At 65.3% G+C, this 15,258-nt stretch carries 12 protein-coding genes; 9 read left to right on the top strand and 3 right to left on the bottom strand.

The window, feature by feature from the left end; all coding sequences use genetic code 11:
* Window positions 1–69: 69 nt before the first annotated feature.
* The 4 genes from INQ43_RS04565 to INQ43_RS04550 all read left to right on the top strand — a co-directional run bounded on the left by INQ43_RS04565 (window position 70) and on the right by INQ43_RS04550 (window position 5,248).
* Window positions 70–753 (top strand): TetR/AcrR family transcriptional regulator, encoded by a 684-nt coding sequence (locus INQ43_RS04565; RefSeq protein WP_194035294.1) that lies wholly within the window; start codon window positions 70–72, stop codon window positions 751–753.
* 130 nt (window positions 754–883) lie between these two features.
* Window positions 884–1,846, top strand: coding sequence for a DmsE family decaheme c-type cytochrome (locus tag INQ43_RS13035; RefSeq protein ID WP_343221403.1), 963 nt, complete (start codon window positions 884–886; stop codon window positions 1,844–1,846).
* 91 nt (window positions 1,847–1,937) lie between these two features.
* Complete coding sequence (locus INQ43_RS04555; protein WP_194037241.1) at window positions 1,938–4,469, top strand: MtrB/PioB family outer membrane beta-barrel protein; 2,532 nt, start codon at window positions 1,938–1,940, stop codon at window positions 4,467–4,469.
* A complete protein-coding gene (locus tag INQ43_RS04550) occupies window positions 4,466–5,248 on the top strand; it encodes a c-type cytochrome (protein WP_194037240.1) in 783 nt (260 codons plus the stop codon). Before INQ43_RS04555 ends, INQ43_RS04550 begins: the two co-directional genes overlap by 4 nt.
* A gap of 35 nt (window positions 5,249–5,283) precedes the next feature.
* Here the strand turns inward: INQ43_RS04550 and INQ43_RS04545 are convergent, their stop codons facing one another.
* Window positions 5,284–6,993 carry an amidohydrolase gene (locus INQ43_RS04545; RefSeq protein WP_228062619.1) on the bottom strand — a complete coding sequence of 570 codons (1,710 nt, stop codon included), beginning with the start codon at window positions 6,991–6,993 and terminating at the stop codon, window positions 5,284–5,286.
* Between the two features lie 88 nt (window positions 6,994–7,081).
* Here INQ43_RS04545 and INQ43_RS04540 point away from each other — a divergent pair, with 88 nt between their 5' ends.
* The 5 genes from INQ43_RS04540 to corA all read left to right on the top strand — a co-directional run bounded on the left by INQ43_RS04540 (window position 7,082) and on the right by corA (window position 11,785).
* Window positions 7,082–8,068, top strand: a complete 987-nt coding sequence (locus INQ43_RS04540; RefSeq protein WP_194037239.1) for a PhoH family protein — start codon at window positions 7,082–7,084, stop codon at window positions 8,066–8,068.
* A 35-nt stretch (window positions 8,069–8,103) separates the two neighbouring features.
* Entirely contained in the window at window positions 8,104–8,577 is a 474-nt protein-coding gene (ybeY, locus tag INQ43_RS04535) for an rRNA maturation RNase YbeY (RefSeq protein WP_194035750.1), read from the top strand.
* 85 nt (window positions 8,578–8,662) lie between these two features.
* Window positions 8,663–9,550, top strand: coding sequence for a transporter associated domain-containing protein (locus tag INQ43_RS04530; protein ID WP_194035288.1), 888 nt, complete (start codon window positions 8,663–8,665; stop codon window positions 9,548–9,550).
* Between the two features lie 85 nt (window positions 9,551–9,635).
* The gene (locus INQ43_RS04525) at window positions 9,636–10,772 is read left to right on the top strand and encodes a DUF4105 domain-containing protein (RefSeq protein ID WP_228062666.1); all 1,137 of its coding nucleotides are present in this window, start codon (window positions 9,636–9,638) and stop codon (window positions 10,770–10,772) included.
* Window positions 10,773–10,774: 2 nt separating this feature from the next.
* Entirely contained in the window at window positions 10,775–11,785 is a 1,011-nt protein-coding gene (gene corA, locus INQ43_RS04520) for a magnesium/cobalt transporter CorA (protein WP_194037237.1), read from the top strand.
* A 52-nt stretch (window positions 11,786–11,837) separates the two neighbouring features.
* On the opposite strand, the gene INQ43_RS04515 is transcribed toward corA, so the two are convergent.
* Both INQ43_RS04515 and INQ43_RS04510 read right to left on the bottom strand, forming a co-directional pair.
* Complete coding sequence (locus INQ43_RS04515) at window positions 11,838–13,085, bottom strand: DUF819 family protein (protein ID WP_194037236.1); 1,248 nt, start codon at window positions 13,083–13,085, stop codon at window positions 11,838–11,840.
* A 76-nt stretch (window positions 13,086–13,161) separates the two neighbouring features.
* Window positions 13,162–15,252 (bottom strand): S9 family peptidase, encoded by a 2,091-nt coding sequence (locus INQ43_RS04510; RefSeq protein WP_194037235.1) that lies wholly within the window; start codon window positions 15,250–15,252, stop codon window positions 13,162–13,164.
* Window positions 15,253–15,258: the final 6 nt, after the last annotated feature.

Raw genomic sequence — 15,258 nt, 5'->3', positions numbered from 1 at the left:
GCGGTTTCCCGTGACCAGACCCGATTTGTCGATGCCTCGGCGGCCAGTCGAGATGACCGGCCAGCCAACATGAACTCTCCAGTCGTGCCTCCAACAGGCCGCAGCGCTCCGCCGCCGGCGTCGCTTTCGCGGGCGAGCGCCGGGCTGCGCAAACGCGGCGAGCAGCGGGTGGACCGCTTCGTCGAGGCTGCGACCCGGATATTCCTGGAGAAGGGCTACCGCCAGGCGCGCCTGAGCGACATCGTCAGCCTCGCAGGAGGCTCGCTGTCGACCCTCTACGCTGCCTTCGGCAACAAGGAAGGCCTCGCACACGCCATCATCGAGCGCCAGGCCGATCGCTTCACCCTCGTCTTCCACGACGTCTGCCTGACCACGCTGCCGGCCGACGAAGGCTTGCATCGCTTGGCGAAGCACTTCGTGGAGGCGATGCTGTCGCCCGAATCGCAAGTGCTCCATCGGTTGATCGTTGGCGAGGGCCCGGCGTTTCCGGCGCTGCGCGACTGGTATTTCGACCACGCCGTGGTTCCCAACAACCAGCTGCTGGCGGGTTATCTGCGCCACCACAGGGACACCGGGGCCCTGGTCCTTCCGCAAGGAGCGGATGTCGCGGCACAGCAGTTGGGAATGCTGATGACCGGCGATCTGGTGCTGCGGATGTCCAGCGGACACCTGGGGACGCCCGATATCGGCGAGGCGGTAAAAGCGGCCCTCGCAGGCGTTGATACCTTTCTCTATGGCGCCCTGCCCCGCTGAGCCTTGGCCCGCAGGGCAGTTTTTGCGATTGACGAAAGCTGAATGTTGCCTTTATGGTTAGGCTGTAATTCCGATTACGCGAGCCAACCGCCGCGATGCGGCGCGCCAGTAAAGGTGGAATTCGATGCGCATGTTCCTGACCCTCGTGGCAGTAGCGATCGCTGCACTCGTCATGGCCGGCTGGCGGGCTCCCGTCGCGGCCCAAAGTGTGAGCGCCGAGAACCCGCATCGACTCCCTTCCACGCACTTTGGCAGCGACGGTCCGGTCGCGGCCCACGGCTTCGATGTTCCACCGGGCTTCGCCGGTGCGAGGGTTGCCAACAACCCGCTGGCCATGGATGCGACGCCGATCGGAGCGGCCACGTGCACCGCCTGCCACTCCCGCGAAGCACAGAATTTCGCCCACACAACCCACGCGCTGGGCATGCAGGTCGCCGAGGCTGCCGATCCCCAGACCCCCACTTGCGAGACCTGCCATGGCCCGGGCTCCAGGCATGCGCAGGATCCCACCGCCAAGGGCCTGATCATCGCCTTCAGCCATGAAGGCGGCAGCCCCATCGAGACCCAGACCGCCACTTGCCTGGGGTGCCATTCCGGCGGCCCGCGTGACCAGTGGACCGGCTCAGTGCACCAGCGCAACGAGCTGTCTTGCAGTGACTGCCACAATCCGATGGCCCGGCTGTCGGCGGAAGGCCTGATGGCCAAGCCCTCGATCAACGAGACATGCGCCACCTGCCACACCGATATCCGCCAGCAGTTCAACCGCCGGTCCCACATGCCATTGCCTGAAGGGCAGATGGCCTGCGTGGATTGCCATAACCCGCACGGCGGATTCAACAACGCGCTTATCAAGACCGACACGGTCAACGAGACCTGTTACCAGTGCCACGCGGAAAAACGTGGCCCTTTCCTGTTCGAGCACGCGCCCGTACGCGACAACTGCCTGAACTGCCTCACGGCTCCAACCAGCACGCGCTGCTGGTCGCGCCGGTGCCCATGCTGTGCCAGCAGTGCCACTCGCACGTGCGGCATCCCAACGATCTGCTCACCGCGCAGTCGCTGGGGACCGGCGCCGCACCTGACGAGCGTCTGATGGGCCGCGGCTGCCTTTCCTGTCACGCGCAGATCCACGGTTCCAACAATCCATCCGGACCACGACTCCACAAGTAAGGGAGGGCCGCGCCATGCACGGACATCCAAGAGCACTGCTGCTGGCATTGGCCGGACTTGCACTGTGGCTGGGTGCTCCGCCTGCCGCGCACGCGCAGAGCAGTGGGACCGGCATCGACCTGCAGTTCGGGAGCGAGCTGGATCCGGCAGGCCTGTGGGCGAGGCAATGTGACCGCGCAGGAATGACGTGGCTGGCTGGCGATGCGAAGCGTACGCCCACCGGCCATTCGTATGGATGCGTCCCGGCACCCTACGGACTTGACACCGGGTCGGAAAATATCTGGCACGGGGGCGGGATCTTCTCGCTTGGCTACCTGCACCTCAACGGCGACGAGACCAACGCCCAGTGGCGACGATTCAGCAGTTGGGAGGACGGCTTCGTCCTCGCCGCCGACTTTCGTTGGGTGCGCCGCGATCAGGGACGCTATGCGGAATTCCGGGCCAACCGGATCGGCGCGGACAGCCAGTACTACCGCGGCGTATTCGGCCAGGCCGGGAAATTCAGGGTGCAGGCCTTCGTTCGCTCCCAGCCAAACGTGCTTAGCGGCAACGCGCGATCAATCTGGGACGGCGTCGGCAGCAGGCATCTGACCTTGAAGGACGGACTCACGGTCAATGGCAGCACCTCCGCCCAGGTCAGCCAGGTGTCAGCCGCCCAACCGCTGGAGACGCTCAAAGTGGTGCGCGACAAACAGGGACTCGGGATCGAGTACCTGCTGACCCGTCAGTGGGTCGCGACTTTCAATGCCAGCCATGAATCGCGCGAAGGAGCGCGCCCGTTCGGCGGGCCGTTCTTCTTCAACTTCCCGTTCCCCGACAACGGCGGCATCTACGAGATTCCGCGACCGGTCGACGACAGCACGGTCAACGTGAACGCCGGACTGCGTTTTGTCGGCAAGGACTGGCGGATGCAGTTCAGCTATTCGGGATCCTTCTTCCGCAACGCCTATACCGGCTTCGACTACGAGATTCCCCTCAGCACGTGGGCGGTCGTCCCCGGAGTGGTTACCCCGCAGATCCCGCTCGGGCAGTTTTCCTATGAGCCCGACAACGATTACCACCACGTCTCCGCGACCCTGAGCAGGCGGACACGGTGGCAGGGCGATTTCTCGGTGAAGGCCGCATTCGGCACGTCGCGGCAGTCCGATCGTCTCCTGCCGCCCACCAACTGCCAGGGCCAGATCGGCATCCCGATTCCGGGCTTTCTCTACGACTGCGCCGACTGGAACACCACGGCATCGCTGTCGCAACAGAAGGCCGATCTGGCGATCAATACGCAGAGGCTGGATCTGCGCTGGGTGCTCCAGCCGGGCAACAACCTGAGCTGGCAGAACACCGCGAAGTTCCACCGCCACGATTATTCGGGAACCTACTGGGCATACAACCCGCTGACCGGCCAGTACGGCTACATCGCCGAGAATGGTGCCCAGGGCAGCGTGGTGCCGGGCGAAATGGGCGTCTGGGGCCCCGGGCCGAATGCATCGGTCCCGACCCGGGTGCGCAACCTTCCGCTGGACAAGGAAATCTGGGAGGCGGCTACGGCCCTCACCTGGCGTCCGAACAGCAAGAACACCCTCGGCGCGGGTTTCACGTTTACCCGGACCGAACGCACCCATCGCGAGTTCGCGACCACGCGCGACAACGTGCTCGACCTCAGCTGGACCAATCGCGCGATCGACTGGCTCAACGTCCGCGCGAATTATTCATTCCTCGATCGCTCCGGTAACGATTACCAGTACAACCCTTACGAATTCACGTTTTCAATGGACCTGCCCGGCTATGTCACGCCGCCGGGCGGCAACGCCGCACATACCATCGCGCAGCTTCGCAAGTACGACGTCGGTGAGCGCGAACAGCACAAACTCAGCGTAATGGCGACCGCAGCCCTGCCGCGGCAGATGACTCTCAGCGGCACCATCCGTGGCAACTGGAACGACTACGACGCGCGCGTTGGACGGCAAAAGCTCGACACCCTCGGAACCAGCGTGCAGTGGGAATGGCAACCGGCCGCGGGAAAGGTGGCCGGCGCATGGTACGGCTATGACGAATCGGAACTGGTCTTTGCCAACGCCAACGACGTGGCCATCACGGCCGATCCAAACCTCGGCGGCCCGACCTATCCAGACAGCGGCCGCTGGAGCACCAACGACAAGCAGCGCAACCACTATGCCGGTGCCAACTGGTCCCAATCGATCGGCCGGGCGCGACTTGATGCGTCATGGAACTGGACCTACACGCGCGGCATGACCCGTTATGACTTCGCCTCCGCAGACGCGCTTGCCTATCCGCAACTCGTCGCGAGCGCGACGGGTGCCTACCCGCCGATGATCTATCGCTCCAATGCGCTGAGCCTGTCGCTGTCGATTCCGATCAACCAGCGCGTCGGACTGCGCCTGTTCAATACCTATGAGCGCGCCCGGCTGTCGGACTGGCACTACCTGGGCTTCGACCAGACCCGCGTCCACGACCACCGCGTCTACACCGACGGTGGGCCGATGGATTATGGCGTCAACATGTTCGGGGCGATGGTGGAGGTGCGGCTATGAAGATGCGCGGGATAATCCTCGCTGTGGCGGCACTTTTGTACACACCGCTTCTGCCGGCGCAGAGCGGGGACGATGGCAACACCGATTCACCGGAGTTGCCTTTTCTCGATCTGCGTCGCGTGGACCTCATCAGCGGCGACGCGGCAGCAGGCAGGGAAAAAACCCAGATCTGTGCCAATTGCCATGGGCCCGATGGCATCGCCGTGGTGACCGACTTTCCGAATCTGGCCGGTCTTTCAGCCGACTACATGTACTGGCAGCTGATCCGCTACAAGCGCGGCGTGAACCCGTCGCCGATGACGCCGCTGGTCGCCGACCTGTCGGAACAGGACATGCGCGATCTGTCCGTGTACTACGCATCGCTTCCTGTCCCATCCGCAGTACCTGCCGGAGACGAGGAGCCCGCTGGCGACCTGACTCCGGCGCTGCTGCACAAAGGCAAGCAACTGTATCTGGCCGGCGATCCTGCCCGCGGCATTCCCGCCTGCCAGGGGTGTCATGGCGCCGATGCCCGAGGTCCCGCCGCAGCGCACCGTATTCTGCCGGGCGGCCAGGCTCCCTACGCCGCCTACCCTGCCCTGCGTGGCCAGCATTACGGCTATCTGCAGACCAAACTGGCCGGCTATCGGGATGGAGACATGGACGACTCGACGTCGGGCTTCGTCATGACAGGCGTGGCCGAAACGCTGGATGATGACGCGATCCAGGCCGTCGCCGGCTGGCTTTCAAGCCTGCAGATCGGCGCCAGCCCCACACCGACCTCGCCACCGATTAGGTAACCGCCGAGCGCCGAGCGCCGGTACTACGATGCGGTTTACTCGACCCTGCCGATGTACACGGCCTCGCCGTCAACGTAAGTTCCCAGCACCGTCAGCTCGCGCAACTGCCGCGGCTCGATCTGCAGCGGATCCTCTGCCAGCACGACAAAGTCTGCCCGCTTGCCGACTTCGAGGCTGCCGATCGCGTCCTCGTCGAAGCCCGCATACGCCGCATCCAGCGTGAATCCACGCAGCGCCTCGAAGGCGGTCAACTTCTCCTCGGGCTGCCAGCCGCCTGCGGGCGCGCCGTCGGCGTCCGCACGGGTGGTGGCGCTGTAAAGGCCAAGGCGCGGACCGACCGACTCCACCGGAAAATCCGAGCCCAGCGCGAGACGCGCACCGCTGTCGCGTAATTCGCGCCAGGCGTAGGCATGTTGGATCCTTTCCGGGCCCAGTCGGTCCCCCGCCCAGGCCATGTCGCTGGTGGCGTGGGTCGGCTGCATCGATGCGACCACACCCATCCTCCCCAGGCGCGGCAGGTCCGTGGCGGCCAAAACCTGCGCATGCTCGATCCGCCAGCGGTGATCGGAACCCACCTTGTTGGCGAGGGCTGCGGCGTAGGCATCCAGCACGGCCCGGTTGCCGCGATCACCGATCGCATGGGTAGCGACCTGCACATTGCAGCGCTCGGCCTTGGCCGTGACCTTGGCCAACTGCTGCTCCGATGCCAGCATCAGACCGCGATTGCCCGGATCGTCGCTGTAATCGGCCAGCAATGCCGCGCCGCGACTGCCCAGTGCGCCGTCCGCAAATACCTTCACGGCACGCATCTGCAGGCGGCCGCCCGGGTGCGCGTAGAGGCCGTCACGGCAGAGCATTTCGAGTGCTTCGCCGTCGCCGTCGGCCATCGCGTATACCCGAATGGGCATCTCGCCGCGGTCGGCCAGTTGCTGGTAATGCTTCAACGTCGACAGCGACACGCCGGCATCGTGGACGCCGGTCAAGCCGTGCGCGACAGCCGCTTGCATGCCCAGCGCCAGCGCCCGCGATGCCACTTCATCCTCCAGCTCGGGCACCTGGGCATCGACCAACGCCATGGCCTCGTCGATGAAGATGCCGGTCGGCTGGCCCTGGACGTCGCGCTCGATCCTGCCGCCGTCGGGCTGCCAGTCGCCGCTCAGGTCACGCTCGACCAGGGCCAGCGCCGCGCTGTTGGCCCAGGCAGCATGCCCGTCCACCCGGCGCAGCCAGACCGGGCGGTCAGGGAACAGCGCGTCCAGGTCCCGGGCCGAGGGGAACTGCTTTTCCGTCCACCGATTCTGGTCCCAGCCACGTCCAAGCAACCAGGTGCCCGGCGGCAGATCGGCGGCGAAATCGCGCAATCGCCGTACGGCCTCATCCTTGCTCGTGGTTCCGGCGAGATCAGCACGCATCGCGTTCAGACCCAGCCCGGCCACGTGCCCGTGGGCATCGATCAGGCCCGGTACCACCGTGGTCGGTCCGACATCCAGCAAAGCGCCGTTGGGAAACTCCGCTTGCACAGCCTCGCGCGTGCCCACGGCGAGGATCCGGCCTTCACCGTCGAATGCCATGGCCTGCGCGCGCGGACGCGCTGCATCCATGGTGTGGATGCGACCGGCGACCAGCACCGTGATATCCGCCGAATCGGCGCGTGCCTGCGCGGCATCGGCTGGGGCGCAGGGCATCACGCAAGCCGCGATGGCGGCGATCAACAGCTTCCCCTGGATCGCGTGCAGTGCCCGCATGTCGTGCCCCTTGCTGGATGAATTCTGCCACTTTGCGAAAAGACGACCGCCGGTGCAAGCTGACCAGCCCTCGCAGGACCTTGATCCCATGGCGCCACCGACTGTCTCCGAGTTTGCACTGGACCCACCCGGCGTGGAACGACTGGCCAACCTGGCCGGTCCCTTTGACGCCCATCTGCGGATGATCGAACTGCGTACCGGGGTGGAGATTGCCAACCGCGGCAACATCTTCCGCCTCACCGGTGCCAAGGCGGGTGTGCGCACGGCCGAGAAGGTGCTGCGCCAGCTCTGGCGCGAGGCCGAAGAGGACACGCTCGATGAGCACGCCATCCACCTCGCGCTATCGGGCACCGACGCGCCCCGCGCGGCGGAGGCTGACGTGGAGCCGCAGGAAGTGGTCATCCGCGTGAAGCGCGGAACGATACGCGGGCGTGGGGCGAACCAGCAGAAGTACCTGCACGCGATCGCCACCAACGACATCAACTTCGGGATCGGCCCGGCGGGAACCGGCAAGACCTTCCTGGCGGTGGCCAGCGCGGTGGAGGCGCTCAACGAATCCCGCGTACAGCGACTGGTGCTGGTGCGTCCTGCGGTCGAGGCGGGCGAGAAGCTGGGCTTCCTGCCGGGCGACCTGTCGCAGAAGGTCGATCCGTACCTGCGGCCGCTCTATGACGCGCTCTACGAGATGCTCGGTGTGGAGAAGGTGCTCAAGCTGCTGGAGCGCAACGTCATCGAGATCGCGCCGCTGGCGTACATGCGCGGACGCACGCTTAACGATGCGTATGTGATCCTCGATGAAGCGCAGAACACGACCATCGAGCAGATGAAGATGTTCCTGACCCGGATCGGCTACGGCAGCACGGCGGTAGTGACCGGCGACCTGACCCAGAACGACCTGCCGAAACACGTCAAGTCGGGCTTGAAGGATGCGGTGGAGGTATTGCGCGAAGTGGAGGAAGTGAGTTTCACGTTCTTTGAATCACATGATGTCGTGCGGCATCCGCTGGTTGCGCGCATCGTCAATGCGTACGAGGCGCGCGACGCGCGCGAAGCCGGCGACGCTGGCAACACCTGAAGCGATCAGGATCGAACCGATCAGAATCCATGGCGATGACACTGGGTCCCACCATTCTCGAGGTCTCCATCAGCTACGGACTACCGCGGCGCGGGCTTCCCGCGGCCCGCAGCTTCCGGCGCTGGGCGGCGGCTGCGCTGGACGGCCGCATACGTGAAGCCGACCTGGCGATCCGCCTGGTGGACGACCGCGAAGGCCTGGCGCTCAACCGCCATTACCGCGGCAAGGAATACCCGACCAACGTGCTCAGCTTCCCGGCGGACCTGCCGGAAGGGGTCACGTTGCCGCTGCTGGGGGACCTGGTGATCTGTGCGCCTGTGGTCGCGCGCGAGGCCGCCGAGCAGAACAAGCGGCTCAACGCCCACTTCGCCCACCTCACCGTTCACGGCATCCTGCACCTGCTGGGCTGGGACCACGAGGACGAGCGCGAGGCCGAGTGCATGGAGCAGCTGGAGCGCGAGATCCTCGCCACCCTGGATATCTCAGACCCCTATCTGGCTGGAGATTAGCGCCGTCAAATGACGCAGCCGCGACGATGGCATGCGTTAGACTCGCGCTGACGTCCATCCCCCGGGCGTATCCCGAATGCGAGCAATGTCCGAGGACGACAGTAGTACTTCCACCTCCGCCTCCGCGCACGAGACGCCGGATCGCAATGACAAGCGCCGATCCTGGTTCGAGCGCATCAGTTCCGCATTGTCCGGCGAGCCTACCTCACGCGAGGATCTGCTCGAGCTTCTCCGCGACTGCCAGTCCGACGGGCTGATTGAAGCCGACACCCTGACGATGATGGAGGGCGCGATCGCGATCTCCGACCTCAGCGTGGGCGATGTCATGATTCCGCGCTCGCAGATGGTGATGCTGCCGGCGGACATGCCCTTCCAGGCGCTGGTGGAGCAGGTGGTCGAGTCGGGCCATTCGCGCTTCCCCGTGCACGGCGAGGACAAGGACCAGATCATCGGCATCCTGCTGGCCAAGGACCTGCTGCAGGGCGTGGTCGCCGACAATGGCGCACCCAGCCTGCACGCGCTGGTGCGGCCGGCGGTGCTGATTCCCGAGTCCAAGCGGCTGAACATCCTGCTGCGCGAGTTCCGCCAGTCCCGCAACCACATGGCCATCGTCATCGACGAACACGGCGGCGTGGCCGGCCTGCTGACCATCGAGGACGTGCTGGAGCAGATCGTCGGTGACATCGACGACGAACACGACGAAGCAGAGGACCCCGACGCGCTGATATCGGCCCAGGCCGACGGGCACTTCATCGTCGACGCACTGGCACCGATCGAAGATTTCAACGACCACTTCGGTGCCGATTTCGACGACGACGAATACGACACCATCGGCGGGCTGGTGATTGCCGCGATCGGCCACCTGCCCGAAGCGGGCGAGGAACTGATGCTGGGACGCTTCGTGTTCCGTGTCGCAAGTGCCGATGCGCGCCGCGTGCACACCTTCCACGTCAGCGTGCTCGGCGATGCCTGAGGCGGGTGCCCCGCCCTCGCGCCGGGCGCCCTCGGCCGCGTCCCTCGCCAACCGCATACCGGCCCTGCTGTCGCTGATCGCGCTCATGCTGTGCGCGTTCACCGCCGCTGCGAGTCCACGGATCGGCGTGGTGACGATGCAGCCCGGGGAAATCTTCTTCGAGCGCTTCGGCCACAACGCAATCCTGGTGGAAGACCCGGCAGACGACACCGCGATTTCCTACAACTTCGGTTACTTCGACCCGAGCGAACCGGACTTCATCGCGAGGTTCATCCGCGGCGAGATGAGCTACCAGCTGGTCGCCTTGCCGCTGCAGGATGACCTGTCCTACTACGGCGATGTAGGCCGCGGCGTCAGCCTGCAATGGCTCGATCTGGATCCCGCGGATGCAGCGGAGCTGGCAGCGGCGCTGGCCGAGAACGCACGCCCCGAAAATGCGCACTACCGCTACGACTACTTCCTCGACAACTGCTCGACGCGCGTGCGCGACGCACTCGACCGGGCGCTCGATGGTGGGCTTGCGCGGCAGATGGGTGGGTCGCGCGGGGACACCTTCCGCAGCGAAGCTACTCGCCTGGCCTCTCCGGACTTCTGGATGTGGCTGGGTTTCGATCTTGGCCTTGGTCCGGCCGCAGACCAGCCACTGTCAAACTGGGGCGACGCATTCGTACCCATGCGCCTGGCTGCATCGCTGCGCGACGCGCACAGTCCTGACGGCGCGCCGCTGGTCGTGGAAGAACTGGAGCTGCTGCCCCACCGCCTTGATCCGGAGCCCGTGGCAACCCCCCGGCGCTGGTGGCTGTGGCTGCTGGCCGGAGGGATCATCGGTGGCGCGCTCGCCTTGACCGGACGCGTCCGGCCACGTCCCGTTGCCGGCCTGGCGCTGCCGTTCTGGATGATTTCAGGCGTGCTTGGCGCGCTGATGCTTTTCATATGGTTCGCCACCGCGCACCGCTTTGGATGGGCCAACTACAACCTGCTGCTGATGAGCCCGTTGGCATGGGGGCTGCTGCCCGGTGGTTGGCGTCTGGCACGGGGCCGCGCGGCGGGCCGCTGGTTCGACATCCTCCTGCAGGCGATGCCCGTGCTGGCCATCATCGCCCTGTTCACCCATTGGCTGCAGTCACTTCCCCAACAGAACGGCCACTGGATCGTGCTCCTGCTGCCCATCCACCTCGGCCTGATGCTCGGTTTGCGCAAGCGCGCGCGGATGGAACATTGACGATGGCTGCACCCTCGCAACCTCCACGCGTGAGCCTGCCGGCCAGCGTGATGAACTGCGCCGCGTATTCGGCCGACGGCGAGCGACGCGACATTGATCTGGATTCGATCAGCGACGTGCTTGATGTGGATGACGGCAGTTTCGTCTGGGTCGGCCTTTACGAACCCGACAGCCGCGTGCTGAACAAACTGCAGGAAGAATTCGGTCTGCACGACCTGGCGATCGAGGATGCGCGCAACGCGCACCAGCGGCCAAAGATCGAGACCTACGGCAATTCCCTGTTCATTGCGCTGCACACGGCGCAGAACATGGAGGGGTCGATCAATTTTGGTGAGACGCACCTCTTCATCGGTCCGCGCTACCTGGTGACCGTCCGCCATGGTGCCTCCAGCAGCTACGGCGACGCGCGCGCCCGAATGGAGCGCGAGCCGGAACTGCTCAAGCACGGACCGGCGGCGGCCCTCTACGTCGTGCTCGACATGGTCGTGGACCGTCTCCTGCCGATCGTGGATGAGTTCGGCAACGCGCTCAACGCACTGGAGACCGACATCTTCGCCGACGAGTTCGACAAGCAAACGGTGCAGAAACTCTACGATCTCAAGCGGGAATTGACCCGCCTGCGCTTGGCGGTGGCGCCGCTGCAGGACGTGCTGTCCCATCTCGCCCGCCCGCGCGCCGACCTGATCGACGAGGAGATGCGCCTGTATTTCCGCGACGTGCTGGACCACGCGGTACGTATCAACGAGAACACCGACACCCTGCGCGAAATGCTCACTGCCGCGGTCAACGTCAACCTCGCGCTGGTCACGGTGCGCCAGGGTGAGGTGGTCAAGCGCATGGGTGCATGGGCGGCACTGCTTGCCGTACCCACGCTGGTGACGGGCTGGTACGGAATGAACTTCGCGGTCATGCCCGAGTTGCAGGGTCGCTGGAGCTACCCCGTGCTCGCGGCGCTGGTAGCAGGCGGCGTCTTCGCCCTGTATCGCGCGTTCAAGCGCTCTGGCTGGCTCTAGCCGAAACAGGTCAAGCAGGCATGCCAGGCACGTCCGACCAGGAAAGTCCTGGTCAGCCGGCCATGAACTGCAGGCCGATGCCGGTGAGATAGGCGAAATACGTGCCCAGGGCGTACCCGACCACCGCGAGCAACACGCCCACGGGGGCCAGTGATGGATGGAAGGCACTCGCCACGACCGGCGCCGACGCCGCACCCCCGATATTAGCCTGCGAGCCGACGGCGAGGAAGAACAGCGGCGCGCGGATCAGTTTGGCAACGCCGATGAGAAGCACCGCGTGCACCGCTATCCAGATCACCCCGAGTGCCAGCAGCGTCGGCCTGTCCGCCAGCGATTTGAGATCCATCTGCATGCCGATCGTCGCGATCAGTACGTACAGGAACACCGACCCGATCGTGGACGCACCGGCACCCTCCAGCTGGCGGGCGCGGGTGAAGCTGAGCAGCACGCCGAACGTCGTGGCGAACACGACGATCCAGAAGAAGCGCGAATCCAGGCTGTAATCCTGCAGGCGCCATTCCAGCGGCAGCGAACGCACCCAGTCCACCAGTGGCGCGGCAAGGAAGTGCGACAGGCCGGTGATGCCCAGCGCGATTGCAAAGATCAGCATGAAATCCGCCATGCTTGGGATGCGGGCGTGTTCGGCCTGGTAGCTGGCGATCTGCTGCTTCAGGCTCTCGATGGCCGAGGTATCGGCATTGACCCAGCGGTCAAATGCGTCCGCGCGCGGCGCGAGGAACAGCAGGACCGCGAGCCAGAGGTTGGCCACGATCACGTCGATCGCGATGAACTGGCCGAACAGCGTCGGCTCGACCTCGAAGACCTCTTTCATCGCCGCCTGGTTGGCACCGCCGCCGATCCAGCTTCCAGCCACCGTCGTCATGCCGCGCCAGGTTTCCCCGGCCACGGTTTCGGGATGGATCAGGCCCATTGCCCAGAACGAGACCCACGCCCCTATGACCACCCCGACGGTGCCGGTCAGGAACATGATCACCGCCTTGGGTCCCAGCCGCAGGATCGCGCCGATGTCCATCGCCACGCAGAACAGCACCAGCGCGCTGGGCAGCAGGTAATCGCGCGCCATCGGGTACAGGCCCGAAGCCGCCCCGTCGATCAGGCCAAAGCTGTTGTAGAGGGCGGGGACGAGGTAACAGACCAGCAGCGCCGGCACGATGTTGTAGAACTTTTTCCAGAACCCGCCCGGACGCGAGGCGGTCCAGAACACCGCCCCCAACGTGACCGCAAGCAGCCCCAGGACGACGGCGTCGTCGGTGATCAGTGCGGTGCTTGCGTCAGGCATCGTGGAACTCCGGAAAAATTACAGGCATCGAAAAACCGGCCGCGGCGGCAAGCACCGCGGCCGTCGCACATACGGCTTAAGGAGCCAGATGCGCTTTCAGCCAGCCATTGACGGTGTCATGCCACTGCACCGAGTTGTGCGGCTTGAGCACCCAGTGGTTCTCGTCGGGGAAGTACAGGAACTTGGACTCGATCCCGCGCCGCTGCAGCGCGGTGAATGCCCCAAGGCCCTGGCTGACCGGAATGCGGAAGTCCTGCTGGCCATGCACCACCAGCATCGGTACCCGCCACTTGTCGACGTGGCGGCTGGGGTTGAACTTCTCATGGTTCGCGCCCTTGTCCCACGGGCTGCCGCCGTTCTCCCATTCCGTGAACCACAGCTCCTCGGTGACGAAGCCCATCATGCGGGTGTCGAACACGCCGTCGTGGTTGACCAGGCACTTCCAGGCGCCCGACGCGGGCGTGTGCCAGTTGCCGGCGATCCAGTTGACCATGTAGCCGCCGTAGCTCGCGCCCAGTGCGCAGGCGTTGCTGCCGTCCAGGAACGCATATTTCTGTTGCGCGGCCTTCCAGCCCTTCTGCAGGTCTTCCAGCGGCCGGTCGCCCCAGTGCTCGCTGATCGCGTCGGTGAAGGCCTGGCCGTAGCCGGTGGATCCGTGGAAGTCGATCATGACGACCGCGTAGCCCTGCCCAGCGTACGTCTGCGGGTTCCAGCGCGTGCTCCAGCTGTTGCCGAAACTGCCCTGCGGACCGCCGTGGATCAGGAAGGCGACCGGGTACTGCTTGCCCTCCTCGTAGTTCCATGGCTTGAGCACATAGCCATGGACGGTTTCGCGGTTCCAGCCTGGAAAGCTGAACTGCTCGAACTCGCCGAACTTCACCTGAGGCAACAGCTCGCCGGCATCCGGGGTGATCGCCCGCTCGAAACTTCCGTCGGTGCTGCCGGTAACCACCTGGTTGCCGCTGGTCAGGCTGTTGCGGGTGAAGGCCAGGGTCTCGCCGGCGACCTGGACCGAACCGATGCTGCCCTCTGCCGCGATGCGGGACACCGCTCCATCAGCCACGTCGAGAGCAAAGAGCGGATGCTCGCCCACGTCCTGCGCGGTGACGTACAAGGTGCGGCCATCAGCGGACACGGCGATGCTGTCGGCGGAACGGTCCCACTTGGGCGCGATCTCGCGACGCTGCCCGCTGGCCATGTCCAGCTCCATCACCCCATAACGGTCGGCCTCGAAGCCGGGGCGCTTCATCGCGCGGTAGAACAGCTTGCTGCCGTCGGCATTGAACACCGGCCCCGAGTCGGTGGCCGGATTGTCGGCGGTGAGGTTGCGTGCCGCGCCACTGCCGTCGGCGTTGACCTGATAGAGGTCGAAGTTGGTCGACCACGGCTCGGTGCGATCGGCCTTGCGGGCGCTGAGCACCAGGGATTTGCCGTCCGGCGACCACGCGTAATCGCCGTTGTCGCCGAATGGCCTGGAGGGCACGTTGCCGATGACATCGCCAGCGATCGCGGTGGCCGTGGTGACCGTCCCGCGTGCGGTCGGGAGATCAGCGACGAACACACGGTTCAGGCGCCCATCGCTCCAGGTATCCCAGTGACGCACAAACATCCGGTCATAGACGGTGCCGGTCGCGGGGCTCGCCTCGCGCTCGTCGACCCGTTTCCTGGTACAGGCCAGGTCACTGCCGCAATCAACGAAAGCCTCGACGCTGAAGGCCACGTGCCGGCCATCGGGAGAGATGAGGAAGCTCCCGACATCCAGCGGAAACTTGCTGATCTGCCGCGGCTTGCCACCGTTGGCGGCGATCGCGTACAGCTGGGAGCTACCGGACTTTGAGCTCAGGAAATACACGTTTTTGCCATCGGGTGCGAACACCGGGGAATTGACGTTCCAGTCCTCCGGCGTGAGCCGGGAAGGTGGGCGCAGGTCGCGGGTCAGCAGGTTGCGCACCCACAGGGAGGTGGACGATTTGTTCGCGTCATAGTCGGTGACGGTCCTGGCGAACACGACCAGGCTGCCGTCGGGCGACAGGATGGGCGAAGCGAAGCGGTCAAGCGTCGCCAGATCCTGCGGTTGCAGGCCACGATCGGCCACGTCGGCGGCAAATGCGGTGCCAGGTGACGCCAGTACCAGCAACAGCGGCAGGGCAGCAGGGAAAATACGCATGGACAA

It is taken from the genome of Lysobacter sp. H23M47, assembly GCF_015209765.1.
Classification (GTDB): Bacteria; Pseudomonadota; Gammaproteobacteria; order Xanthomonadales; family Xanthomonadaceae; genus Novilysobacter; species Novilysobacter avium.
Note: the sequence above shows the minus strand (reverse complement) of the source record. Positions and strands in the feature narration are given on the sequence as shown.

Coding starts and splice junctions, on each gene's coding strand:
- INQ43_RS04565 (WP_194035294.1), top strand. CDS start 70: ATGAACTCTCCAGTCGTGCCTCCAACAGGCCGCAGCGCTCCGCCGCCG.
- INQ43_RS13035 (WP_343221403.1), top strand. CDS start 884: ATGTTCCTGACCCTCGTGGCAGTAGCGATCGCTGCACTCGTCATGGCC.
- INQ43_RS04555 (WP_194037241.1), top strand. CDS start 1,938: ATGCACGGACATCCAAGAGCACTGCTGCTGGCATTGGCCGGACTTGCA.
- INQ43_RS04550 (WP_194037240.1), top strand. CDS start 4,466: ATGAAGATGCGCGGGATAATCCTCGCTGTGGCGGCACTTTTGTACACA.
- INQ43_RS04545 (WP_228062619.1), bottom strand. CDS start 6,993: ATGCGGGCACTGCACGCGATCCAGGGGAAGCTGTTGATCGCCGCCATC.
- INQ43_RS04540 (WP_194037239.1), top strand. CDS start 7,082: ATGGCGCCACCGACTGTCTCCGAGTTTGCACTGGACCCACCCGGCGTG.
- ybeY (WP_194035750.1), top strand. CDS start 8,104: ATGACACTGGGTCCCACCATTCTCGAGGTCTCCATCAGCTACGGACTA.
- INQ43_RS04530 (WP_194035288.1), top strand. CDS start 8,663: ATGTCCGAGGACGACAGTAGTACTTCCACCTCCGCCTCCGCGCACGAG.
- INQ43_RS04525 (WP_228062666.1), top strand. CDS start 9,636: ATGCTGTGCGCGTTCACCGCCGCTGCGAGTCCACGGATCGGCGTGGTG.
- corA (WP_194037237.1), top strand. CDS start 10,775: ATGGCTGCACCCTCGCAACCTCCACGCGTGAGCCTGCCGGCCAGCGTG.
- INQ43_RS04515 (WP_194037236.1), bottom strand. CDS start 13,085: ATGCCTGACGCAAGCACCGCACTGATCACCGACGACGCCGTCGTCCTG.
- INQ43_RS04510 (WP_194037235.1), bottom strand. CDS start 15,252: ATGCGTATTTTCCCTGCTGCCCTGCCGCTGTTGCTGGTACTGGCGTCA.